Genomic DNA, 21,986 nt, shown 5'->3' with positions numbered 1-21,986 from the left:
CTCGGCCACCGTGTCAGCCACCGGCCTGGTCCAGGGCCGACTGCAGGGACTGCTTGTAGCCGGTGCTGGTGTAGGTGGCGCCGGAGACGGCGTCGATGTCCGCGGTGCCGGCCGCGACGGCGGCCTGGTTGAGCTTGGGTACGGCGTTGGCGGTGATCTGGTCGCTCTGGCCGCCCTTGGGTGCCTGGACCGCCTCGGCCTTGGTGATCTTGCCGCCCGCGACGGTGACGCGGACCTGGACGGCGCCGTACTGGGTCTGGGCGGCGTCCCCGGTGACGGTCTTGGCGGCCTGGGCGTTGCCCGGGTCCTCGGCAGCCCCCGATCCCGCCCCCGCGCCCGCCGAGGCCTTCGCCTTGTCCAGGGCCGACTGCAGGGACTTCTTGTACCCGGCGCTGGTGTAGGTGGCGCCGGAGACGGCGTCGATGTCCGCGGTGCCGGCCGCGACGGCGGCCTGGTTCAGCTTGGGTACGGCGTTGGCGGTGATCTGGTCGCTCTGGCCGCCCTTGGGTGCCTGGACCGCCTCGGCCTTGGTGATCTTGCCGCCCGCGACGGTGACGCGGACCTGGACGGCGCCGTACTGGGTCTGGGCGGCGTCCCCGGTGACGGTCTTCGCGGCCTGGGCGTTGCCCGGGTCCTCGGCAGCCCCCGACCCCGCGCCCGCCGAGGCGTTCGCCTTGTCGATGGCCGACTGCAGGGACTTCTTGTAGCCGGTGCTGGTGTACGTCGCTCCGGACACCGCGTCGATGTCCGCGCTCTGCGCGACCACCGTCGCCTGGTTCAGCTTGGGTACGGAGTTGGCGGTGATCTGGTCGCTCTGGCCGCCCTTGGGTGCCTGGACCGCCTCGGCCTTGGTGATCTTGCCGCCCGCGACGGTCAGCCGGACCTGGATGGCGCCGTACTGGGTCTTCACCGCGTCCCCGGTCACCATGCCGGTCCCCGCAGGCTGGGCGCCGCCCTGGGCCGCTTCCTGTCCCGCGGCCGGGGGCACCGCCCCGCCCGCCGCCGCGGAGGACGGGTCGGACGACGGCTTCAGCGACAGCAACAGCACGACACCGGACACGGTGGCGGCGGTCGCGAGCACGACACGTCGGATGGGATGACTCTTCCTCATCGCTTCTAAGCTCCTGAAGTCCCGTCGCTCACATCTCGAACGACTCGTGATGGATGCGGCGGGCGGGTACACCCGCACCGCGCAGTGCTTCGTACACGGACTGCGCGAACCCGGGCGGGCCGCACATGAAGACGTCGTGGTTGTCGAGGTCCGGCAGCTTCTGCCGCAGCCGCTCCGCCGAGATGTCGGGGCGTTCCCCGTCCGGGCTGTTGACCGCGTACATCAGCCGGGCCCCGCGCTCGTCGGCGATGGCGGCCAGCTCGTCCCACAGGGCCAGGTCCTGGGTGCTGTTGGCCCGGTAGAGCAGGGTGATGTCACCGGACGCGCCGGGCAGCGTCTCGAACAGCGCCCGCATCGGGGTGATCCCGACGCCGCCCGCGACCAGCAGCACCTTGCCGCGGCTGCGGCGGGCGGCGGTCAGCGCGCCGTACGGGCCCTCGGCCCACACCTTGGTGCCGGCCGTCAGCTCACGCAGCCGTTCGCTGTGGTCGCCGATCGCCTTCACGGTGATCCGCAGCATGTCGGGGCGGGGCGCAGCCGACAGCGAGTACGGGTGCGAGCTGAACCGCATGCCCGGCGCCAGGAACCGCCAGCGGAAGAACTGCCCCGCCTCGGCGCCCATCCGGTGCAGCTTCCGCCCGCCGATCAGCACCGACACGATGCCGGGTGTCTCCTCGATGACCGCCGCCACGTACATCCGGTGCCGCAGGTTGAGCCGGATCGGGGTGAGGATCCGGTACCAGATCACCAGCGCGGTCACCGAGCCGTACAGCCCGTACCAGACGGTCTTCGCGGCCGGTTCGACGGCGAACTCGTTGCCGGTGGTCAGCTGGTGCCAGAACGTCAGGAACACCGCCGCGTACGTCAACAGGTGCACGTGGTACCAGGTGTCGTACGGAATCCGGCGGCGGACCGGGCCGATCGAGAGCAGCCCGATGAGGAACAGCAGACCGGTGCCGATGGCGGCCTTGCCCATGTCCGGCAGCTGGTTGATGGAGTCCATCGTCTGCTGGACGATGTCGCCGAGGCCCTTGCCGGCCTGGAGGGCGTAGCCCCACATGATCAGGAAGACGTGGGCGATCGTCAGGCAGAGCGTGTAGCGGCCGCTCATCGCGTGCCAGCGCGCCACCCGGTCGGAGCCCACCCGGCGTTCCAGCGCGGGCACCCGGGCCATCTGGAGCACCACGAGTGCCATGAGGTAACCGGCCAGCAGACCGGTGATCCGGCCCGCGTTGAGGATCTTGCCGTTGTTGTCGCTGATGGACGGGGTGTTGGCCCACCACAGCCACAGCACGCCCGCCGCCCCGGCCCACACGGCGAGCAGCAGCAGGGTCGCCGGTGAGCGGCGCGGGCGGATGCGGCGCATCGTCTGGCGGCGGGCGGCGCGGCCGCCTGCGAGCGTGGTGGTCACGGTTCCTCCGGGGCGGGGCAAGGGGGGTGGCGTGGTCCCTTGGCCCACAGATACGTGCCGCGACGCCGGTGTGTTCAGCCGCCTGCCGAGTCCGGTGCGGACCGGAGTGACTGGCGGTAACCGTCACTCGTGCACGTCGCTCCCGCGACCGTGCCGAGGCCTGCGCTCCGCGGCGTCAAGACCTCGCTCCGCCACGCCGTACGCGGCGACATCCGGTAGCACCCGCGAGCCTCGGACAGGGCCGCAACAAGCTGACCCCAACGCCCCAACGCCCCAACGCCCCAACGCCCCAACGCTCCGCGGAACATCCGTCGCACGGCGCCCCGTACGGCGCGGGCAGCAGCGCAGGATCGACGACGTTCACGGTCCGGCTCAGTACCGGGCGACCGCCGTACGGCCGCTCACCGTCCCGATCGCGATGTGCGGCCCCTTCCCGGGCTTCGCCCAGGCGAGGATCCGCCGCATGGCGTCAGCCGGCACCGACACACAACCAGCCGTCGCCCCGGGCCCGTTGACGTGCAGGAAGATACCGGCGCCCCGCCCCCGCACCGGCTTGGCGTAGTTGAACCCGATGACGAGCGCATACGCGTACTGCGTCCCGTAGGAGCTCAGCCGCTCCGCCTCGGCCGCCCCGCAGTCCGCGGGTCGCGGCTCGACCCACCGGTTGTAGGACCGCGCGTCGTTGTCCTGGCACCACCAGGAGTTCTGCCGCACCGCCCGGGATGCAGAACCACAGCGGGCAGTTCTCGGCGAGCTTCTTGCGTCGGGCTGCGGCCCCGCCTTGGTCATCGCCTCGGCGAGTTCCGTACGGGCGGCCCGGTCGAGGAGCCGGCCGGGCCCGGCCTGCGGGCCCGGCCGCGAGAACTGGAACCTGCGCAGGGCCGCGACGGTCGACGCCGCCCGCGGCTCGGCCGGGCGGTCGTCCGCGGAGCCGGCGAGGATGCCCTCGCCGACGACGAATAGATCAAACAAAAACGGCTAGATCGGGCTCATCGGCAACGGCAGTCCGGGAAGCCCGTCCAGGCTCGTGGCGATGTGCTCCTTCTTCGCGAAGTACGCGCTCAGCGACTCGTCGTCCTCACGCGCGAAACGCTTGCCGTGCAGGTCGCGGTCCTCGTCGTACGACATGAAGGGCACCGCGTAACCGCAGGAGTCCCGGACGAGTTCGGCCCGCACCACGATGATGGCGCGCAGCCCGTGCGGGGCCGGGTCGATGTCCGGGAAGTGGGCGAGCAGTTCCCGGAAGCGCGGATCGTCCCGGAAGACCGGCTCGCCCCGGCCGTGCACGCGCACGATGTTCGGCGGCCCCTGGAAGGCGCACCACATGAGGGTGATCCGGCCGTTCTCCCGCAGGTGAGCGACCGTCTCCGCGGTGGACCCGGCGAAGTCGAGGTAGGCCACGGTGAGTTCGTCCAGGACCGCGAAGGAGCCCTTGAGGCCCTTGGGGGAGAGGTTGACCGTGCCGTCGCCGGACAGCGGGGCGGTCGCGGTGAAGAAGAGAGGCTGCGCCTCGATGAACGTGCGGAGCCTGCCGTCGATGCGCTCGTAAGTCTTTCCCATGTCTAACGATTATGGGGGCAGGTCTTTTGTCTGTCTAAGGAATTCCGGCATCCGTCTGCTCATGCCGTACGTCCCTGCCTCGAGACGTCCGTGGCCGCCCCGGCCGGCGATCAGGCGGGGCGGCCACGGCGCCTGTCACGTCACTGGTTGAGCGCGCAGGCGGCCAGGGAGTTCAGGCCCTGGGGCTTCTCGGCGGTGCGGCCGATGGAGATGGCGATGCGGTCGATGGTCGACGCGCGCTTGTCAGCCAGCGGGCCGAGGATCGCGTTGTCGACGAAGTTGGGTCCGCCCTGGCCCACCGTGTCGGCCAGGCGCTTGTTGGCCTCGTTGATCTGGGTCTGGAGCAGGGCCAGGTTGCGGTCCACCTCGGCCTGCGCCGTGGCCGGGATCGCGGGCAGCTGCGAGGCGACGTCGGGGCAGCTGATGGCCCCCACCGCGCCGGCCTCGCCGGTGTCCGCGCCCGCCTCACCGGCGTCCCCGCCGGCCTCCTCGGGGGCGGTCGCGCTCGGCGTGGCCTCGGCCTCCCCGCCGGCCTCCTCACCCGCACCCGCACCGGCGCCCGCTTCCCCGCCTGCCTCGGCGGCGCCTTCCGCGTCGAGCGCGCACGGGGCGAGCGCGTCGAGGCCCGTCGGCTTCTCGGCCGTGCGGCCGATCGCGGTGGCGATGCGGTTCACGGTGGCGATCCGCTTGTCCTCCAGGGGGCCGAGGATCGCGTTCTGGACGAAGTTGGGTCCGCCCTGGCCGACGGTCTCCACGAGCCGCTTGTTGGCCTCGCCGATCTGGGTCTGGAGCAGGGTCAGGTTGCGGTCCACCTCGGCCTGGGCGGAGGCCGGGATCGCGGGCAGCTGGGAGGCGACGTCGGGGCAGCTGATGGTGCCGGGGCCGGCCAGCGTCCGGGCGTTCGTGGTGCCGCTCTTCGACCCCGACTCCCCGGCGAGGGCGGAACCGGCGATGACCGCGCCGGTCATGACCACCGCGGCGGCGCCGCCGATCAACGCGACGCGACGCTTGTTGTACTTCGGAAGAGCCCTGGACATGCGGATGCCTCACTCGGGTCGGGGGGTCTCAGCGTTGACGAACGCGGCGCCTGCGTTCGGCGAGAGGTACGGGAAAGCGGTTTCGAACGTTCAACGGCTCTTCAAATTCCTTGTCGGCCCCCAGCCGAGATTGACGAATCATGCGGAGTCCTGCATACTCATGCATACCAGCGAATGCACATGAGGAGAAAAACCGTGACCGAGCGCGTCGTACTCGCCTACTCAGGCGGTCTGGACACCTCCGTCGCCATCGGCTGGATCGCCGAGGAGACGGGCGCCGAGGTCATCGCCGTTGCGGTCGACGTCGGCCAGGGCGGCGAGGACCTGGATGTCATCCGCAAGCGCGCCCTCGCGTGCGGCGCGGTCGAGGCCGAGGTCGCGGACGCCAAGGACGAGTTCGCCGAGGAGTACTGCCTCCCGGCGATCAAGGCCAACGCCCTCTACATGGACCGCTACCCGCTGGTCTCCGCGCTCTCCCGGCCGACGATCGTCAAGCACCTCGTCGCCGCCGCCAAGAAGCACGGCGCCACCACCGTCGCCCACGGCTGCACCGGCAAGGGCAACGACCAGGTCCGCTTCGAGGCCGGCATCGTCGCCCTCGCCCCAGACCTCAGGTGCATCGCCCCGGTCCGGGACTACGCGATGACCCGCGACAAGGCCATCGCGTTCTGCGAGGACAAGAACCTCCCGATCGCGACCACCAAGAAGTCCCCGTACTCCATCGACCAGAACGTCTTCGGGCGTGCCGTCGAGACGGGCTTCCTGGAGGACATCTGGAACGGCCCGATCGAGGACATCTACGAGTACACCTCGAACCCGGCCACCCCGCGTGAGGCCGACGAGGTGATCATCACCTTCAAGGAGGGCGTCCCGGTCGCCATCGACGGCAAGCCCGTCTCCGTCCTCCAGGCCATCCAGCAGCTCAACGAGCGTGCCGGCGCCCAGGGCATCGGCCGGATCGACATGGTCGAGGACCGCCTGGTCGGCATCAAGTCCCGTGAGGTGTACGAGGCTCCGGGCGCGATCGCCCTGATCACCGCCCACCAGGAGCTGGAGAACGTCACCGTCGAGCGTGAACTCGCCCGCTACAAGCGCCAGGTCGAGCAGCGCTGGGGCGAACTGGTCTACGACGGCCAGTGGTTCTCCCCGCTCAAGCGCGCCCTGGACGGCTTCATCAACGAGGCCAACCAGCACGTCTCCGGCGACATCCGGATGACCCTGCACGGCGGCCGCGCGGTCGTCACCGGCCGGCGCTCCGAGTCGGCGCTGTACGACTTCAACCTGGCGACGTACGACACGGGCGACACCTTCGACCAGGCCGCGGCCAAGGGCTTCATCGACATCTACAGCCTGTCGTCGAAGATCGCCGCGAAGCGGGACCTCGCGTAGGAGATCGCCACCTCGCACAACCGATAGCGTGAATGCCGCCTCCCTGGCCGCCGGTCGGCAGGGAGGCGGTGGCACATCCACGACCATGCCGTGACACGACCCTGCCTTTGAGGAGCAACGCAAGTGAGCAGCAACAGCGGTGACGTACGGCTCTGGGGCGGCCGTTTCGCCGACGGTCCCGCCGAGGCCCTGGCGAAGCTGTCCGCGTCCGTCCACTTCGACTGGCGGCTCGCGCCCTACGACATCGCCGGTTCGCGTGCCCACGCGCGCGTGCTGCACACGGCGGGCCTGCTCACGGAGGACGAGCTGACCCGGATGCTCGCCGGGCTCGACCAGCTCGAGGCGGACGTGGCATCGGGGGTCCTCGTCGGCACCCTCGCCGACGAGGACGTCCACACCGCCCTGGAGCGCGGTCTCCTGGAGCGCGTCGGCCCCGACCTCGGCGGCAAGCTCCGCGCCGGCCGCTCCCGCAACGACCAGGTCGCGACGCTCTTCCGCATGTACCTGCGCGACCACGCCCGGATCATCGGCGGTCTGATCGCCGACCTCCAGGACGCGCTGATCGGCCTGGCGGAGGCCCATCCGGACGTGGCGATGCCCGGCCGCACCCACCTCCAGCACGCCCAGCCGGTGCTCTTCGCCCACCACCTCCTCGCGCACGTCCAGCCCCTGTCCCGGGACGCCGAGCGCCTGCGTCAGTGGGACGAGCGGACGGCCGTGTCGCCGTACGGCTCCGGCGCCCTCGCCGGCTCCTCCCTGGGCCTCGACCCGGAGGCGGTCGCCAGGGACCTCGGCTTCGAGCGCGGCAGCGTCGGCAACTCCATCGACGGCACGGCCTCCCGCGACTTCGTGGCGGAGTTCGCCTTCATCACGGCGATGATCGGGGTGAACCTCTCCCGTATCTCGGAGGAGATCATCCTGTGGAACACGAAGGAGTTCTCCTTCGTGACCCTGCACGACGCGTTCTCCACGGGCTCGTCGATCATGCCGCAGAAGAAGAACCCGGACATCGCGGAGCTGGCGCGCGGCAAGTCGGGCCGCATGATCGGCAACCTGACCGGCCTCATGGCGACCCTCAAGGCCCTCCCGCTCGCGTACAACCGCGACCTCCAGGAGGACAAGGAGCCCGTCTTCGACTCCTGCGACCAGCTGGAGGTCCTGCTCCCCGCCTTCACCGGCATGATCGCCACCCTCACCGTCCACCGCGAGCGCATGGAGGAGCTGGCCCCGGCGGGCTTCTCCCTCGCCACCGACATCGCCGAGTGGCTGGTCAAGCAGGGCGTGCCGTTCCGCGTCGCGCACGAGGTCGCCGGCGAGTGCGTGAAGGTCGCCGAGGCCGAGGGCAAGGAGCTCGACGGGCTCACCGACGAGCAGTTCGCGAAGATCTCCGCCCACCTCACGCCGGAGGTGCGGTCGGTGCTCAACGTGCACGGGGCCCTCGCCTCCCGCGACGGCCGCGGCGGTACGGCGCCCAGCGCGGTCGCCGTCCAGCTCGCCGAGGTCAAGGCGGACGTGGCGGCGCAGCACGAGTGGGCTCACGCCAAGAAGAAGGCGTGAGGACAGCGCCCCCCAGGGGCCGCGGGGAGCTGCGCGAGTACCCACCACGCTCGCGCACGCGCCGAACCACCGCACGAGCCGAGCTCTGAGGCGAAGGTCATCGCGGGTTACGTTGGTCGGAAGCCGTACCGGAGCCGACCGAACGGAGCCCGCGATGCCCTTCGCACGTCTCGCGACCGCCACGACGCCCACCTGCCACATCGGCTTGGGTCTCGCCGCAGTCGGCCGCCCCGGCTACATCAACCTCGGCCGGGACCACGACCTCGGCCAGGACCGCAGCGTGGAGACGCTGCGCGCCCGCACCCACGAACTCCTCGACGCCGCCTACGCCCAGGGCGTCCGCTACTTCGACGCGGCCCGTTCCTACGGCCGCTCCGAGGAGTTCCTCGCCGACTGGCTGAACGCCCGCCCCGGCATCGACGACATCGTCGTCGGCAGCAAGTGGGGTTACACCTACACCGCGGCCTGGAGCACCGACGCGGCCCGGCACGAGGTCAAGGACCACACGCTCGCCACCTACGAACGGCAGCGCGCCGAGAGCGACGGACTGCTCGGCGACCGGCTCGACCTCTACCAGATCCACTCGGTGACCCCGGACAGCCCGGCCCTCACCGACAAGGAACTGCACGCGAGGCTCGCGGAAGCCGCAGCGCAGGGCCTCACCGTCGGCTTCTCCACCAGCGGCCCCGCCCAGGCCGACGCGATCCGGGCCGCGCTCGCCGTGACGGTCGACGGCGAGCCCTTGTTCCGTACCGTCCAGTCGACGTACAACGCCCTGGAGACCTCGGCGGCCCCTGCGCTCGCCGAGGCGCACGACGCCGGACTCACGGTGATCGTCAAGGAGGGCATGGCCAACGGCCGCCTCGCGGACCCGAACGCCCCGGAAACGCTGAAGGCCGTGGCCGAGGAGACATCTCTCGGCTGCGATGCCGTGGCCCTCGCACTCGTCCTGCGCCAACCGTGGGCCGGCGTCGTCCTCTCCGGCGCCGCCACCGTCAACCAGCTCGCCTCCAACCTGCACGCGGCGGTCGTCGACCTGGACGAGGAGCAGCTGGCCCGGCTGGCCGGACTGGCCGAGGAGCCGGGGGCGTACTGGGAGAAGCGCAGCGGGCTGCCCTGGCACTGACCGGCCCCCGCAGGACCACCTCGGATGAGTCAGCCATGTTTGCGATGAGACAAAATTGTCTCATATGGCCTATGATTGTCTCATGGCTGTCGATCGTGACCATGTGCTGCGCGCCGCCGCGGCCCTGCTGACCCGCAAATCCACCGCGACCATGGACGAGGTGGCGAGGGCGGCCGGGATCAGCCGGGCCACCCTGCACCGCCAGTTCGCGGGGCGTGACGTGCTGGTCCGGGCACTGGAGGCGCTCGGCATCGCGGAGTGCGAGGCGGCGGCCGCCGCCGCACGGCTCGACGACGGCCCGGCCCAGCAGGCGCTGCGCCGGTTCGTGAAGGAACTCGAACCGGCCGCCGGACTGCTCGCCTTCCTCTACACCGAGAACCAGCTGTTCGAGGGCGAGGAGCAGAACGAGGGCTGGGCCCGCCTGGACGCCCGGATCGCCGCACTGTTCCGCCGCGGCCAGGCGTCCGGCGAATTCCGCATCGACCTGACCCCGGCCTGGCTCACCGAGGCGCTCTACGGCCTGATGGCCTCCGGCGCCTGGGCGGTGTCGGAGGGCAGGGTCGCCTCCAAGGACTTCACCCACATGATCACCGAGCTGCTGCTCGGCGGCGCACTACGGAGAGAGGAACCATGACCAGCACCCTGCAGCCGGCGAACCCGACCGAGGCGGTGAAGCGCCCCGGCCGTTGGCTCGCGCTGTCCGTCCTCGTGCTCGCCGTGCTGCTGGTGGCCGTGGACGCGACCGTCCTCGGCCTCGCGACCCCCTACATCAGCGAGGACCTGAACCCCACCGGCACCCAGCTTCTGTGGATCGGTGACGTCTACTCGTTCGTCATCGCCGGTCTGCTCGTCTCCATGGGCAGCCTCGGCGACCGCATCGGACGCAAGCGGATCCTGCTCGTCGGCGCCACCGCGTTCGGCGCGGTCTCCGTCCTGAACGCCTACGCCACGACACCCGAGATGATGATCGTCGCCCGGGCGCTGCTCGGCGTCGCCGGCGCGACCCTGATGCCGGCCACGCTCGCCCTGATCCGCAACCTCTTCCACGACGCGCGCGAACGCAGTCTCGCCGTCGGCATCTGGGGCGCCACCGCCTCCGCGGGCACCGCGATCGGACCGATCGTCGGCGGCTTCCTGCTCGAACACTTCTGGTGGGGATCGGTCTTCCTGATCAACCTGCCGGTGATGGCGGTCCTGGTCGTCGTCGGCGTCAAACTGCTGCCCGAGTCGCGGAACCCGCGTCCCGGCCCATGGGACATGAGCAGCGTCGTCCTGTCACTGGTCGGCATGATCGGTCTCGTGTACGCCGTGAAGGAGGCGGCCACCCACGGCCTCACGTGGGAGACGCTCGCCGCGGCCCTGCTGGGCGGCGGCGCACTGTACGGCTTCGTGCGACGCCAGTTCACCCTGCCGGCGCCGTTGCTCGACATGCGGCTGTTCGGCAACCGCGGCTTCAGCGGCGCGGTCCTGGCCGACCTGCTGACCATCCTCGGTCTGTCCGGCCTCGTCTTCTTCCTCTCCCAGTACCTGCAACTCGTGCAGGGCAGGGGCCCCTTGGAAGCAGGCCTGGCCGAACTGCCCGCAGCGGTCGGCGCGGTGGCGGCCGGTCTGATCGCCGGCTCGGTGGCCAGGCGCTTCTCGGTCCGGTCCGTCGTCTCCGGCGGCCTCGCGGCCGTCGGCCTCGCCCTGGCCTCCCTCACCGTGATCGACCAGTCCACCGGCTACCCGCTCCTCGGCACCGCCCTGCTCTTCGTCGGTATCGGCGCCGGCTTCTCCTTCACCGTCACCGCCGACGTGATCCTCGGTTCCGTGCCCAAGGAACAGGCGGGGTCCGCGTCCGCGGTCTCCGAAACGGCGTACGAACTCGGCGCCGCCCTGGGCATCGCCGTACTCGGCTCGATCGTGACCGGCGTCTACCGCGACTTCACCGGCCCGGCGGGCACACCGGCGGAGGCACACGAGTCGCTGGGCGGGGCGGTGGAGGCGTCGGCGGGCTTGCCGGCCCACACGTCCGAGGCGCTGCTCGACGCGGCCCGGGGCTCCTTCGTGGACGGACTCGCGCTGGCGGCGGGCGTGGGGGCGGCGGTGCTGCTCACCGCGGCGGTGGCGGCATGGTTCCTGCTCCGCGGCCAACGGCTGGACAGCGCCCACTAGCGGCGCGGGGAACCGCGCGACCAGTCACAGCCGACCGGCAGTCGACACACAGCCGTCGGCCGGGGCGGCCGGCTGGTTCGGCGCAGCGCTACCACGTGCTCCTGCCCGGACAGCCGGCGGCTGGACAGCGCCCATAGGGGCGCGGGGAACCGCGCGACCAGTCACAGCCGACCGGCAGTCGACACACAGCCGTCGGCCCAGCTCCCTCTCGCTCAGCGGAGCGTTACGCCGCCTTCGCCTTGGTGGCGTACATGTCCACGTACTCCTGCCCGGACAGCCGCATGACCTCGGTCATCACGGAGTCGGTCACCGCCCGCAGGACGTACCGGTCGCGGTCCATGCCCTCGTACCGGGAGAACTCCATCGGCTCGCCGAAGCGGACCGTGACCCGGCCGGGGCGCGGGAAGCCGGCCCCGCCGGGCTGGATCTTGTCCGTGCCGATGATGGCGAACGGTACGACGGGCGCGCCGGTCATCATGGCCAGCCGGGCGATGCCGGTACGGCCCCGGTAGAGCCGGCCGTCGGGGGAGCGCGTGCCCTCCGGGTAGATGCTGAAGACCTTGCCCTCCTCCAGCACCCGGCGGCCGGTCATCAGCGCCGCGACACCGCCGCGGCCGCCGTCCCGGTCGACCGGGATCATGCCGCAGCCCGTGAAGAACCAGGCCATCAGCCGGCCCTTGAGGCCCTTGCCGGTGACGTACTCGTCCTTGCCGATGAAGAAGACCTGGCGGTCGCAGAAGAGCGGCATGATCATCGAGTCGATGAACGTCAGGTGGTTCCCGGCCAGGATCACCGGACCGTCGCCCGGGATGTGCTCCGCGCCCTCCACCCGTGGGCGGAACATCAGGCGCATGATCGGTCCGAGCACTGCCTTGATGAGCGCGAAGCGGGACAACGGGCCCTCCGGGGTCAAGAGAACGGCGAGGCAATCTGTATGAGTCTGTGCAGGTGAGGACATTACTCGCGGCCTGGGGGGTCGTGCACATCGGGAACGCCGGATTCGCCGAGGTCTTACGCACTGTTGACACCCGTTCACCTGCGGTGGCGCCGCGTTTCCCAGCGGTAACCCGAACGGAACGATGTGACGGAGGTCGCGTACCGACCGCGTACCCCGGGCCGCTGCCGTGAAGCCGACAGAGCATCAGACATCTGTTCTCATACGACATCCCCTGTCACCCGCGTGTTCCGCCGCAGGTCTCCCGCCCGCCACGGACACGCACCTACGATCGGCGCGCATGGTCGGGCCGATGACAGGAGGGCGTTCATGGGAACGCAGGAGTCGCAGCACGAGCAGGAGTCGACCGGGCGGACGGGCGGCACCGGACGCCGGGCGCTTCTCGGCGCCGCGGTGCTCGGCGCGGGCGGAGCGGTCCTCGGACTGTCCGGCACGGCGAGAGCGGCGGACGAGGGTTACGGAGGAGGGGGCGGCCTGAAGGGCCTGCCCGTGCCGACGGTCATCGGCCACCGGGGCGCCAGCGGATACCGCCCGGAGCACACCTTCGGCTCCTACCAGCTCGCCCTCGACCTGGGTGCCGACATCGTCGAGGCGGGCGACCTGGTGCCGACCAGGGACGGTCACCTCGTCTGCCGCCACGAGCCGGAGATCGGCGGCACCACCGACGTGGCGAACCACCCCGAGTTCGCCGGCCGCAAGACCACCAAGCTCCTCGACGGCGTCTCCACCACCGGCTGGTTCACCGAGGACTTCACGCTCGCCGAGCTCAAGAGGCTCCGTGCCATCGAGCGCATCCCGGCCAACCGCCCGCACAACACCCTCTATGACGGCCGCTGGGACATCCCCACCTTCGAAGAGGTCCTGAAGTGGCAGGACGAGCAGACCCGCAAGCGCGGCAAGCAGGTGTGGATCTACCCCGAGGCCAAGCACCCCACCTACTTCCGCAAGCTGGGCCTCGGCCTGGAGGAGCGGATCGCCGGGCTGCTGCGCAAGCACGGAAAGCACCGCAAGAACTCGCCGGTCATCGTCCAGTCCTTCGAGCCGACCAGCATCCGGCGCCTGAACAAGCTCGTCGACAACCCGCTGGTGGTGCTCCTGTCCAGCGCGGGCAGCCGCCCCTTCGACTTCGTGGAGACCGGCGACCCGCGCACAGTCGCCGACCTCGTCACCCCCAAGGGCCTCAAGGAGATCGCCTCCTACGCCCAGGGCATCGGCCCCACCCTCGACCTGGTCATCCCGCGCGACTCGGCCGGCAACCTCACCGCGCCGACCACCCTCGTCAAGGACGCCCACGCGGCCGGCCTGATCCTGCACCCGTACACCCTGCGCAACGAGAACCCCTTCCTGCCCGCGAACTTCCGCAAGGGCACCGACCCCGACGCCTATGGCGACGTCTTCGGCGCCTACCGGACGTACTTCGCGACGGGCATCGACGGTGTCTTCACCGACAACCCGGACACCGGCGTGCTGGCCCGCCAGGACTTCGTCAACCGCTGAGCCACCTGCCCCGGTTGGGGTGACAAGTCGGCCGCCCGGGCAACCCGGAGCCCGGGCGCCGCGTCGCCCTGCACATGACGCACGACCTCGTGACCACCCTGCGCCCGCTGCTCGCCGCCGAGGCCCTGGCGGAGGCGCATGCCACCGGAACCGAACCGGGCGACCTGGAACAGGCGGTCTGGCTCCGCCTCCTGGAGCACCTGGACACCCAGGGCCCGCCCCTCGACCCGCCCGGCTGGCTCCGCCGAGCCGTCCGCTCCGAGTCCCGCCGCACCCGCCGTGCGACCCGACTCGAACGCCCGTACAGGACTGACCCGGCCGACGACGGGGGCCGCACCCCCGAACAGCTCGCCCTCGCCTCGGCCCGCCGCCGCGCCCTGTACGACGCCGTACGCCGGCTGCCCGGCCGCTGCCCCCGGCTGATGGCGGCCCTCCTGTCGCCGAGGGACCTCACCTATCGGGAAATCGCGGGGGAGTTGGGTATCTCACAGGGCGGTCTCGGTCCGGAACGTTCCAGATGCCTGGGATGTCTGCGCCGATTGCTCACGACGGAGGTTGCGGCCCGCGAAGCGCGGGGATAGGAGTGAGGGACGACAGGCGATCAGGTGAGCGGGAGGCGTGCGCACATGGGCATGAGCGTGACCATCTCTGCGGCGACCGAGCAGGACGCGGAGCAGATCTTCAGGCTGCAGTACCTGTGCTTCCAGAGCGAAGCCGCTCTCTACGGCAACTACCGCATCGATCCGCTCGTCCAGAGCCTGGACTCCGTCCGCGAGGAGGTCGTCGGGGACTGCGTCTTCGTGGCCAGGCTGGGCGAGGAGGTCGTCGGCTCGGTGCGCGGCTCGGTGACCGAGGACGGCGCCGCCGCCATCGGCAAGCTCTGCGTCCACCCCCGCCTCCAGGGCCACGGCATCGGCGCGAGGCTGTTGCGCGCGGCCGAGTCGGCGCTGGCCGAGGAACGCGGCGCCAAGAAGTTCCGCCTCCACACGGGCCACCGCAGCGAGGGCAACCTGCGCCTGTACCGCCGGGTGGGATACGAGACGGTGGGTACGTCGAGGGGCACGGACGGCGTGGAGATGATCGTCCTGGAAAAGCCGGCGGGGGCTTACGCGGCGACGGCGTGAGGTGAGCGCCCCGTCAGGGGCGCGACCCGCCACGACAGGCCCGCGGCCGCCTGGGAACCTCAGGCGGCATCCCCTTGGCGCGCGGCCTTCCGCAGCCAGTACATCGCGGACAACGGCAACAGCACCGGAATGAAGAGGTACCCCACCCCGAAGTCCGACCACACCGTCGCCTCGGGAAACGCCGACGGCTCGACGAGCGTCCACGTCCCGACGCCCAGCACGCCCGCCAACTCGGCCCCGCAGCACACCAGCGCCGCCTTGCGGGCCGTCTCCCCGCCCCGCACCAGCGAGTACGTGATGAACCCGTAGACGAGGCCCGCCACCGCGGACAGCGAGTACGCGAGCGGGGCCCGGTCGAAGTCCGTCGAGATCTGCACGGCCGAACGGGACACCGCCCCGACGACCATCACGCCGTACAGCCAGACCAGCAGCATCCCCGGCCCGCTGATCAGCCGCTGACGCGTCGGCTTCTGCTCCGTCATGGCCACCTCAGCCTCCCCAGATGTCATAGAGACGCACCTCGAGGACCGCCAGCACCACGCCGCCCGCGGCGACCGTCACCGAGCCCCACCGCGTCCGCTCGGCCAGCGACATGAACCCCGCCGCCGGAACGCACGCGAACGCGCCCAGCAGATACGACACGAAGATCGTCGTGCCCTGCTCCGGCTTCTCGCCCCGCGCCAACTGCACGATCCCCACGACCAGCTGGACCAGGGCCAGTACGGAGACCACGGCCATCCCGATGAAGTGCCAGTCCTTGGTCGGCTGATCACGGTACGCGGCCCAGCCGCACCATGCGGCGAGCAGAAGTGCGGCGACGCCGGTCGCGAGCGTCAGGGCAGCAAGCATGCCGCGACCCTATTACGGGCCAAAAGGCCCGATGCGGCCGACCCCGACGTGCACCGTAGGGTCGAGGACATGAAGATCCACGCACAAGCCCTCCTGTTCGACAACGACGGAACCCTCGTCTCCTCCCTCGCGTCCGTGAACCACTGCTGGACACGGTGGGCCGTGGAGTACGGGATCACGGCCGACGCCTTCGCCCGCGTCGAACTGCACGGACGGCCGGCCGCGGACATAGCCGCCGACCTGCTGCCCGCGGACGTCGTACGGGAGGCCGTCGCGCGGATCGAGCTGCTGGAGGTGGAGGACGTACCGAACGGAGGCGTGCACCTGCTGCCCGGGACCCGGGCGTTCCTCGACGGGCTCCCCGCCGACCGCTGGGCCGTCGTCACCTCCGCCACCCGGCGCCTCGCCGAGGCCCGGCTCGACGCCGTCGGCATCCTGCCCAAGACGTTGATCGCCGCCGACGACATCACGCGCGGCAAGCCCGATCCCGAGCCCTACCTGCTCGCCGCCCGCCAACTGGGCGTCGACCCGGCCCACTGCGTCGTCTTCGAGGACGCCCCGGCCGGTCTCCAGTCGGGCCGCGCGGCCGGAATGACCACCGTGGCGTTGACCACAACCCACGAGGCACACGAGCTCACCGCCGACCTCGTGGTCAAGAATCTGTCGGCCCTGTCCGCCCTGGTCACCGACAGGGGAGTCGAGATCTCGGTCACCGGCTGAGGGTGTCCGCCGCTGTCCAGCATCCGGACAGCGGCACTTTGTCAGGAGCGTAGGTCTGCTTTACTGATCACATGACCACGACGAGCAGCCGCACCCTTGCGACCGAGGCGACCACGACGCCCGGTGCTCGTTGTATGTGTCGAATGTGCGCCTTCTAGAGGGCCCCTGCACCACCCTGAGCCATGGGGGGTGCCCCCGCTCGAGCGAAGCCGGGAGTGGGGGAGCCCCGAAGCGAGCCGCCGTGGCATGTCCGTACGCCGTAGCGCGTATGTGACCGAGCCTCCCCCAGAGCCTTGACGGCGCAGGGGGACCCACATCGCGCACATGTTCTCCCCGGTTCGCCATGCCACCGCACGAGAACCGTGCCGCGTTCCCCACCGAATGCACCCAGCGCCAGGGCACACCCACGCCCTGCGCACGACAGTGACGGAAACCCACGTGATCACCACATCGGGCCTCACCAAGGTCTACCGATCCCGCGGCCGTGAGGTCACCGCCCTGGACGGCGTCGATCTCCACGTCCGCGAAGGCGAGGTGTACGGCGTCATCGGCCAGTCCGGCGCCGGCAAGTCCTCGCTCATCCGCTGCGTCAACCTGCTGGAGCGCCCCACCGCCGGAACGGTGACCGTCGCCGGGCAGGACCTCACCGCCCTCGCCGGGCGCGGGCCCCGGGCCGGCCGCGAGCTGCGCCGCGCGCGCAGCCGTATCGGCATGGTCTTCCAGCACTTCAACCTGCTGTCGACGCGGACCGTGCAGGACAACGTCGAGCTGCCGCTCGAAATCCTCGGGAAGTCGGGCCAGGAGCGCTCCCGCAAGGCCCTGGAACTGCTCGACCTCGTCGGTCTCGCCGACAAGGCGAAGGCCTACCCTGCCCAGCTCTCCGGCGGCCAGAAGCAGCGCGTCGGCATCGCCCGCGCCCTGGCCGGCGACCCCAAGGTCCTGCTGTCCGACGAGGCGACCAGCGCCCTCGACCCGGAGACCACCCGCTCCATCCTCCAGCTGCTGCGCGACCTGAACCGGCAGCTGGGACTGACCGTCCTGCTCATCACCCACGAAATGGACGTCGTGAAGTCGATCTGCGACTCGGCCGCCCTGATGGACAAGGGCCGCCTCGTCGAGTCCGGCACGGTCAGCGAGCTGCTCGCGACCCCCGGCTCCGAGCTGGCCGCCGCGCTGTTCCCGGTGGGCGGCGAGGCCTCCGGCGCCGACCGCACCGTCCTCGACGTCACCTTCCAGGGCGAGGCGGCGACCCAGCCGGTCATCTCCCAGCTCTCCCGCACCTACAACATCGACATATCGATCCTCGGCGCCGCCATCGACACCGTCGGCGGCCTCCAGGTCGGCCGGATGCGCATCGAACTGCCCGGCCGCTATGACGACAACGTCGTGCCGATCGGCTTCCTGCGCGAACAGGGCCTCCAGATAGACGTGCTGGGCCAGGAGCCCCTGCTGGTGAAGGAAGGTGCCCAGTGACCTGGTCCGAGATGCAGCCCCTGCTGGAGCAGGCGTGTTGGGACACCCTCTACATGGTCGGCTGGTCCACATTGATCGCCGTCGTGGGCGGCCTCCCGCTCGGCGTCCTCCTCGTCCTCACCGACCGGGGCGGACTGCTTCAGAACGTCGTGGCGAACAAGGTCATCGGGCAGGTCGTGAACATCGCCCGCTCGATGCCGTTCATCATCCTGATGGTCGCGCTGATGAACTTCACGCGCTCGATCACCGGAACGACCATCGGCCGCGAGGCCGCGATCGTGCCGCTCGCCATCGGCGCGATCCCCTTCTTCGCGCGCCTGGTCGAGACGGCCGTCCGGGAAGTGGACGGCGGGCTCGTCGAGGCCGTGCAGGCGATGGGCGGCAACACCTGGACGGTTGTGCGGAGGGTCCTCGTCCCCGAGTCCCTGCCGTCGCTGATCTCCAGCACCACGACCACGATCGTCGCCCTCATCGGCTACTCCGCGATGGCCGGCACGGTCGGCGCCGGCGGCCTCGGCGACATCGCCATCCGGTACGGCTACCAGCGCTTCGAGACCGAGCTGATGTGGATCACCGTGGCGATCCTCGCCGTGGTCATATCGGTCATCCAGTTCGCCGGCGACTACGCGGCCCGCTCCCTGCACCGGCGTGCCGGCAAGGCCGGTCCCGCGCCCAGGCTGCGCCTGCTGAAGGCGAAGGATCCGGCGACCGCCGACGTCGGCAAGGTCGCCTGACCCCCCTCCCGGACTCCCCGCACACCCACCGCGGGGTCGCACCACCCATAAGGAAAGGCACTTTTCGTGCGTAACACCACCAAGATCAGCACTGCCGTCCTCGCCGCCGGAGCCCTCACCCTCGGGCTCACCGCATGCGGCTCGGACCAGGACTCCGCCTCCGACACCAGCGGACCGCTGGTCGTCGCCGCGAGCCCGACCCCGCACGCCGAGATCCTGAACTACGTCAAGGACAACCTGGCGAAGAAGGCGGGACTCGACCTGGAGGTCAAGGAGTTCACCGACTACACGACGCAGAACCCCGCGACCGAAGACGGTTCGGTGGACGCCAACTACTTCCAGAACAAGCCGTACCTCGACGACTTCAACCAGAAGAACGGCACCGACATCGTGCCCGTCGTCACGGTTCACCTGGAACCGCTCGGCCTCTACTCCCACAAGGTCAAGAGCGTCGACGCCCTGAAGAGCGGTGCCACCGTCGCCGTCCCGAACGACACGGTCAACGAGGCCCGCGCCCTCAAGCTGCTCGACGCCAACGGCATCATCACGCTCAAGGACGGCGTCGGCAACGAGGCGACCCCCTCCGACATCAGCAAGAACCCCAGGAACCTCAAGTTCAAGGAGCTGGAGGCGGCCCAGACCCCGCGCTCCCTGGACGACGTGGACGCGGCCGTCATCAACGGCAACTACGCCATCGAGGCCGACCTCAAGCCCGCCGAGAACGCCCTCGTCCTGGAGTCGTCGAAGAACAACCCGTACGGCAATTTCCTCGCCGTCAAGAAGGGCAACGAGGACGACTCGCGCGTCAAGAAGCTCGCGAAGCTCCTCACCTCCGCCGACGTCAGGAAGTTCATCGAGGACGAGTACGCCGGGTCCGTGCTCGCCTCCTTCTGACGGGGCGTATACGGCGTATCACCACCGACGGGGTCCGCTCCTTCACCCGCTTCACCGGGTGGAGGCCCCCCACGCCTTCCGGGCAGTGGGGGAGGACCCCGTCGTGCGGTTCGGTGCTTTCATGCTGCATGCTGGGCAGTTCAGCAGGCTGAAGGTTTCCCGACGGTTACGGAGCGGCGCATGACTGGCACCTTCCCCAACATCTCCATCAGCACGGAGCGGTTGGTGCTGCGTCCCCTCGACGAGGACGACGTGCCTGCCCTGGCCGAGATGATGAACGACGAGCAGGTGGCCGCCTGGACCGACGTCCCCCAGCCCTTCGGTGAGGACGCCGCCCGCACCTGGATCACCGCGTACGCGCCCGCCGAACGCGAGGGGGGCCGCGGACTAGCCCTCGCCGTCACCGAGTTCCTCACCCAGCGCCTGGTCGGCGTCATCCAGCTCGGCAAGACGAACTGGCACATCAGGTCCACCGAACTGTCCTACGTCATCGCCCCCTGGGCCCGCGGCGAGGGCTACGCCTCGGAGGCCGCCCTCGCCACCGCCCAGTGGCTCCTGCGCGACCAGAAACTCGAGCGCATCGAGCTGCGCACCGCGGCCGACAACACCGCCTCCCAGCAGGTCGCCCAGAAGATCGGCTGCATCAGCGAGGGCGTCCTGCGCAACGCCTGCATAGCGCACGTCCGCGCCGAGGACGGCACCTGGGCCGATGTCCGCACCGACTTCATCGTGTGGAGTCTCCTCCCGGAGGACCTCGACGGCGCGGGCGAGCAGCTGTCCGACTCCGACGGTTTCACGTCGTTCTCGGACTGGAACTGACCGAGGGCACCGCCGCCCCGGCCTATTCCACCAGGTACCCTCAGAACCCGCCGGGCTGCCCCTGACAACCTGCGCAAACCCCCCTGGAGACTGAGAGACGATGGCCGACCGGGTCACGGTGATCGGCTGGGACGGCTCGCCGCTGACCGCCGCGGCCCGCTCCGCCCTCAGCGCCGCCACGCTGGTGGCCGGTGCCGCCCACCACCTGGCGCTCCCCGAAGTACCGCCCGGCGCCGAGCGCATCCGCCTCGGCAGCGTGGCCCTCGCCGCCCGCCGTGCCGCCGGCCACCGCGGCACCGCGGTCGTCCTCGCCGACGGCGATCCCGGCTTCTTCGGTGTCGTACGCACCCTGCGCGCGCCCGAGTTCGGGCTGGAGGTGGAGGTCGTCCCCGCCGTCTCTCCGGTGGCCACCGCCTTCGCCCGCGCCGGCATGCCCTGGGACGACGCCCAGGTGGTCGTCGCACACCGCCGCACCCTGCGCCGCGCGGTGAACGTGTGCCGCGCCCACACCAAGGTCGCCGTTCTCACCTCACCGGGCGCCGGCCCCGCCGAACTCGGCCTGCTCCTGGAAGGCGTCCACCGCACCTTCGTCATCTGCGAGGAACTCGGCACCGACCGCGAGCAGATCACCGTCGTCACCTCCGACAAGGCCGCCGACCACACCTGGCGCGACCCGAACGTGGTCATCGTCATCGGCGGAACCGTCGGACCCGGTGTGGCGAGGGAGGACGGCGGCTGGATCGCCGGCCGGGCCCCGGACACCGCACCGCGCGGCTGGACCCTGCCCGCCGAGGCGTACGGGGGTGACCTGGGCGAAGGCGAGGCGGAACTGCTTCGAGCCGCCCAACTCGCCCGGCTCGGACCGCACGTCGGTGACCTCGTGTGGGACATCGGCTGCGGCAGCGGTGCCTTCGCCACCGAGGCGGCACGGGCCGGGGCGGCCGTCATCGCCGTCGACCGGGACCTGGAGGCGTGCGCGCGCACCGAGGCCGCCGCACGCGGCTTCGGGGTGCAGTTGCAGATCGTGCGCGGCACCGCCCCGCACGTCCTGGAGGACCTGCCCGAACCGGACGTCGTCCGCGTCGGCGGCGGGGGAGCGGCGGTGGTCTCGGCCGTCGCCGACCGCCGTCCGCACCGCATCGTGACGCACGCGGCGACCCGTGACGCGGCCGAACTCGTCGGCCGCGACCTGACCGAGCACGGCTACCAGGTCGAGTGCGCCCTCGTTCAGTCCGTCGAACTCGACACACGTGCCTGGACGGAGACCGAGCGGAGCGTCGCGTTCCTGCTCAGCGGCCTGCTGCCGGACCGCAAGGCCTGACTCCGGTTGCGTCCCGCATCCTGTCCCCGTGATCCTGTTGTCGTACTGCGCGCGGTAGGCTGGCCGATCGTTGTACCGCACTCGGATGCTCGGCACTTCGTCGGCCAATGTCCGGAAAACACGCCCCTTTTGGAGTGGGTGTGGTACGGCGGAACCGGAGGACGCGCAACGTGGCGCAGTCCACAGCGGGCTGTCGCGGATCAAGCTGTCGTGACGGCGCAACGGCCGCGACAATGCCAGTTAATGGCTTTGTCG

22 protein-coding genes are annotated in these 21,986 nt (G+C 70.6%); 14 read left to right on the top strand and 8 right to left on the bottom strand.

Annotated features, from left to right (window positions below):
* Positions 1-13: 13 nt before the first annotated feature.
* The 5 genes from KUM49_RS27795 to KUM49_RS27775 all read right to left on the bottom strand — a co-directional run bounded on the left by KUM49_RS27795 (position 14) and on the right by KUM49_RS27775 (position 5,119).
* Positions 14-1,111: an FMN-binding protein gene (locus KUM49_RS27795; RefSeq protein ID WP_217239694.1), complete on the bottom strand. Its 1,098-nt coding sequence runs from the start codon at positions 1,109-1,111 to the stop codon at positions 14-16.
* A 28-nt stretch (positions 1,112-1,139) separates the two neighbouring features.
* On the bottom strand, positions 1,140-2,522 hold the full coding sequence (locus tag KUM49_RS27790; RefSeq protein ID WP_217239693.1) for a ferric reductase-like transmembrane domain-containing protein: 1,383 nt from the start codon (positions 2,520-2,522) through the stop codon (positions 1,140-1,142).
* A gap of 372 nt (positions 2,523-2,894) precedes the next feature.
* Entirely contained in the window at positions 2,895-3,494 is a 600-nt protein-coding gene (locus KUM49_RS48640) for a L,D-transpeptidase family protein (protein ID WP_254401850.1), read from the bottom strand.
* 6 nt (positions 3,495-3,500) lie between these two features.
* Positions 3,501-4,082 carry a pyridoxamine 5'-phosphate oxidase family protein gene (locus KUM49_RS27780; RefSeq protein ID WP_217239692.1) on the bottom strand — a complete coding sequence of 194 codons (582 nt, stop codon included), beginning with the start codon at positions 4,080-4,082 and terminating at the stop codon, positions 3,501-3,503.
* Positions 4,083-4,222: 140 nt separating this feature from the next.
* Positions 4,223-5,119: a hypothetical protein gene (locus tag KUM49_RS27775; protein WP_217239691.1), complete on the bottom strand. Its 897-nt coding sequence runs from the start codon at positions 5,117-5,119 to the stop codon at positions 4,223-4,225.
* 195 nt (positions 5,120-5,314) lie between these two features.
* On the opposite strand from KUM49_RS27775, the gene KUM49_RS27770 reads away from it, so the two are divergent.
* The 5 genes from KUM49_RS27770 to KUM49_RS27750 all read left to right on the top strand — a co-directional run bounded on the left by KUM49_RS27770 (position 5,315) and on the right by KUM49_RS27750 (position 11,345).
* On the top strand, positions 5,315-6,508 hold the full coding sequence (locus KUM49_RS27770; protein ID WP_217239690.1) for an argininosuccinate synthase: 1,194 nt from the start codon (positions 5,315-5,317) through the stop codon (positions 6,506-6,508).
* Positions 6,509-6,631: 123 nt separating this feature from the next.
* Positions 6,632-8,065 carry an argininosuccinate lyase gene (gene argH, locus KUM49_RS27765; protein WP_217239689.1) on the top strand — a complete coding sequence of 478 codons (1,434 nt, stop codon included), beginning with the start codon at positions 6,632-6,634 and terminating at the stop codon, positions 8,063-8,065.
* Positions 8,066-8,219: 154 nt separating this feature from the next.
* Positions 8,220-9,191 carry an aldo/keto reductase gene (locus tag KUM49_RS27760; protein ID WP_217239688.1) on the top strand — a complete coding sequence of 324 codons (972 nt, stop codon included), beginning with the start codon at positions 8,220-8,222 and terminating at the stop codon, positions 9,189-9,191.
* A gap of 82 nt (positions 9,192-9,273) precedes the next feature.
* The gene (locus KUM49_RS27755) at positions 9,274-9,825 is read left to right on the top strand and encodes a TetR/AcrR family transcriptional regulator (protein ID WP_217239687.1); all 552 of its coding nucleotides are present in this window, start codon (positions 9,274-9,276) and stop codon (positions 9,823-9,825) included.
* The gene (locus KUM49_RS27750) at positions 9,822-11,345 is read left to right on the top strand and encodes an MFS transporter (protein ID WP_217239686.1); all 1,524 of its coding nucleotides are present in this window, start codon (positions 9,822-9,824) and stop codon (positions 11,343-11,345) included. The genes KUM49_RS27755 and KUM49_RS27750 overlap by 4 nt, the downstream gene beginning before the upstream one ends.
* 223 nt (positions 11,346-11,568) lie before the next feature.
* Here KUM49_RS27750 and KUM49_RS27745 read toward each other — a convergent pair whose 3' ends face one another.
* Positions 11,569-12,240: a lysophospholipid acyltransferase family protein gene (locus tag KUM49_RS27745; RefSeq protein WP_374200203.1), complete on the bottom strand. Its 672-nt coding sequence runs from the start codon at positions 12,238-12,240 to the stop codon at positions 11,569-11,571.
* A gap of 369 nt (positions 12,241-12,609) precedes the next feature.
* Here KUM49_RS27745 and KUM49_RS27740 point away from each other — a divergent pair, with 369 nt between their 5' ends.
* From KUM49_RS27740 to KUM49_RS27730, 3 genes are all read left to right on the top strand, one after another.
* A complete protein-coding gene (locus KUM49_RS27740; RefSeq protein WP_217239684.1) occupies positions 12,610-13,797 on the top strand; it encodes a glycerophosphodiester phosphodiesterase in 1,188 nt (395 codons plus the stop codon).
* A gap of 74 nt (positions 13,798-13,871) precedes the next feature.
* Positions 13,872-14,378 carry an RNA polymerase sigma factor gene (locus tag KUM49_RS27735; protein WP_217239683.1) on the top strand — a complete coding sequence of 169 codons (507 nt, stop codon included), beginning with the start codon at positions 13,872-13,874 and terminating at the stop codon, positions 14,376-14,378.
* Positions 14,379-14,423: 45 nt separating this feature from the next.
* Positions 14,424-14,921, top strand: a complete 498-nt coding sequence (locus KUM49_RS27730; RefSeq protein WP_217239682.1) for a GNAT family N-acetyltransferase — start codon at positions 14,424-14,426, stop codon at positions 14,919-14,921.
* Between the two features lie 59 nt (positions 14,922-14,980).
* On the opposite strand, the gene KUM49_RS27725 is transcribed toward KUM49_RS27730, so the two are convergent.
* Together KUM49_RS27725 and KUM49_RS27720 are read right to left on the bottom strand one after the other, a co-directional pair.
* On the bottom strand, positions 14,981-15,430 hold the full coding sequence (locus KUM49_RS27725; protein ID WP_217239681.1) for a hypothetical protein: 450 nt from the start codon (positions 15,428-15,430) through the stop codon (positions 14,981-14,983).
* Positions 15,411-15,770: a hypothetical protein gene (locus KUM49_RS27720; RefSeq protein ID WP_217239680.1), complete on the bottom strand. Its 360-nt coding sequence runs from the start codon at positions 15,768-15,770 to the stop codon at positions 15,411-15,413. The genes KUM49_RS27725 and KUM49_RS27720 overlap by 20 nt, the downstream gene beginning before the upstream one ends.
* A 69-nt stretch (positions 15,771-15,839) precedes the next feature.
* On the opposite strand from KUM49_RS27720, the gene KUM49_RS27715 reads away from it, so the two are divergent.
* The 6 genes from KUM49_RS27715 (at position 15,840) to cbiE (ending at position 21,731) form a co-directional block, all read left to right on the top strand.
* Positions 15,840-16,490 carry an HAD family hydrolase gene (locus tag KUM49_RS27715; protein WP_217239679.1) on the top strand — a complete coding sequence of 217 codons (651 nt, stop codon included), beginning with the start codon at positions 15,840-15,842 and terminating at the stop codon, positions 16,488-16,490.
* A gap of 381 nt (positions 16,491-16,871) precedes the next feature.
* The gene (locus KUM49_RS27710; protein ID WP_254401848.1) at positions 16,872-17,963 is read left to right on the top strand and encodes a methionine ABC transporter ATP-binding protein; all 1,092 of its coding nucleotides are present in this window, start codon (positions 16,872-16,874) and stop codon (positions 17,961-17,963) included.
* Complete coding sequence (locus tag KUM49_RS27705) at positions 17,960-18,697, top strand: methionine ABC transporter permease (RefSeq protein ID WP_217239677.1); 738 nt, start codon at positions 17,960-17,962, stop codon at positions 18,695-18,697. Before KUM49_RS27710 ends, KUM49_RS27705 begins: the two co-directional genes overlap by 4 nt.
* 66 nt (positions 18,698-18,763) lie before the next feature.
* Positions 18,764-19,591, top strand: coding sequence for a MetQ/NlpA family ABC transporter substrate-binding protein (locus KUM49_RS27700; RefSeq protein ID WP_217239676.1), 828 nt, complete (start codon positions 18,764-18,766; stop codon positions 19,589-19,591).
* A 180-nt stretch (positions 19,592-19,771) separates the two neighbouring features.
* Positions 19,772-20,410: a GNAT family N-acetyltransferase gene (locus KUM49_RS27695; RefSeq protein ID WP_217239675.1), complete on the top strand. Its 639-nt coding sequence runs from the start codon at positions 19,772-19,774 to the stop codon at positions 20,408-20,410.
* 100 nt (positions 20,411-20,510) lie between these two features.
* Positions 20,511-21,731 carry a precorrin-6y C5,15-methyltransferase (decarboxylating) subunit CbiE gene (gene cbiE / locus KUM49_RS27690; protein ID WP_217239674.1) on the top strand — a complete coding sequence of 407 codons (1,221 nt, stop codon included), beginning with the start codon at positions 20,511-20,513 and terminating at the stop codon, positions 21,729-21,731.
* Positions 21,732-21,986 lie beyond the last annotated feature (255 nt).

Origin of the sequence: Streptomyces sp. AC555_RSS877 (assembly GCF_019049245.1) — a bacterium.
Taxonomy (GTDB): domain Bacteria; phylum Actinomycetota; class Actinomycetes; order Streptomycetales; family Streptomycetaceae; genus Streptomyces.
The sequence above is the reverse complement of the archived record's forward strand: the minus strand, read 5'-3'. Positions and strand labels throughout refer to the sequence as shown.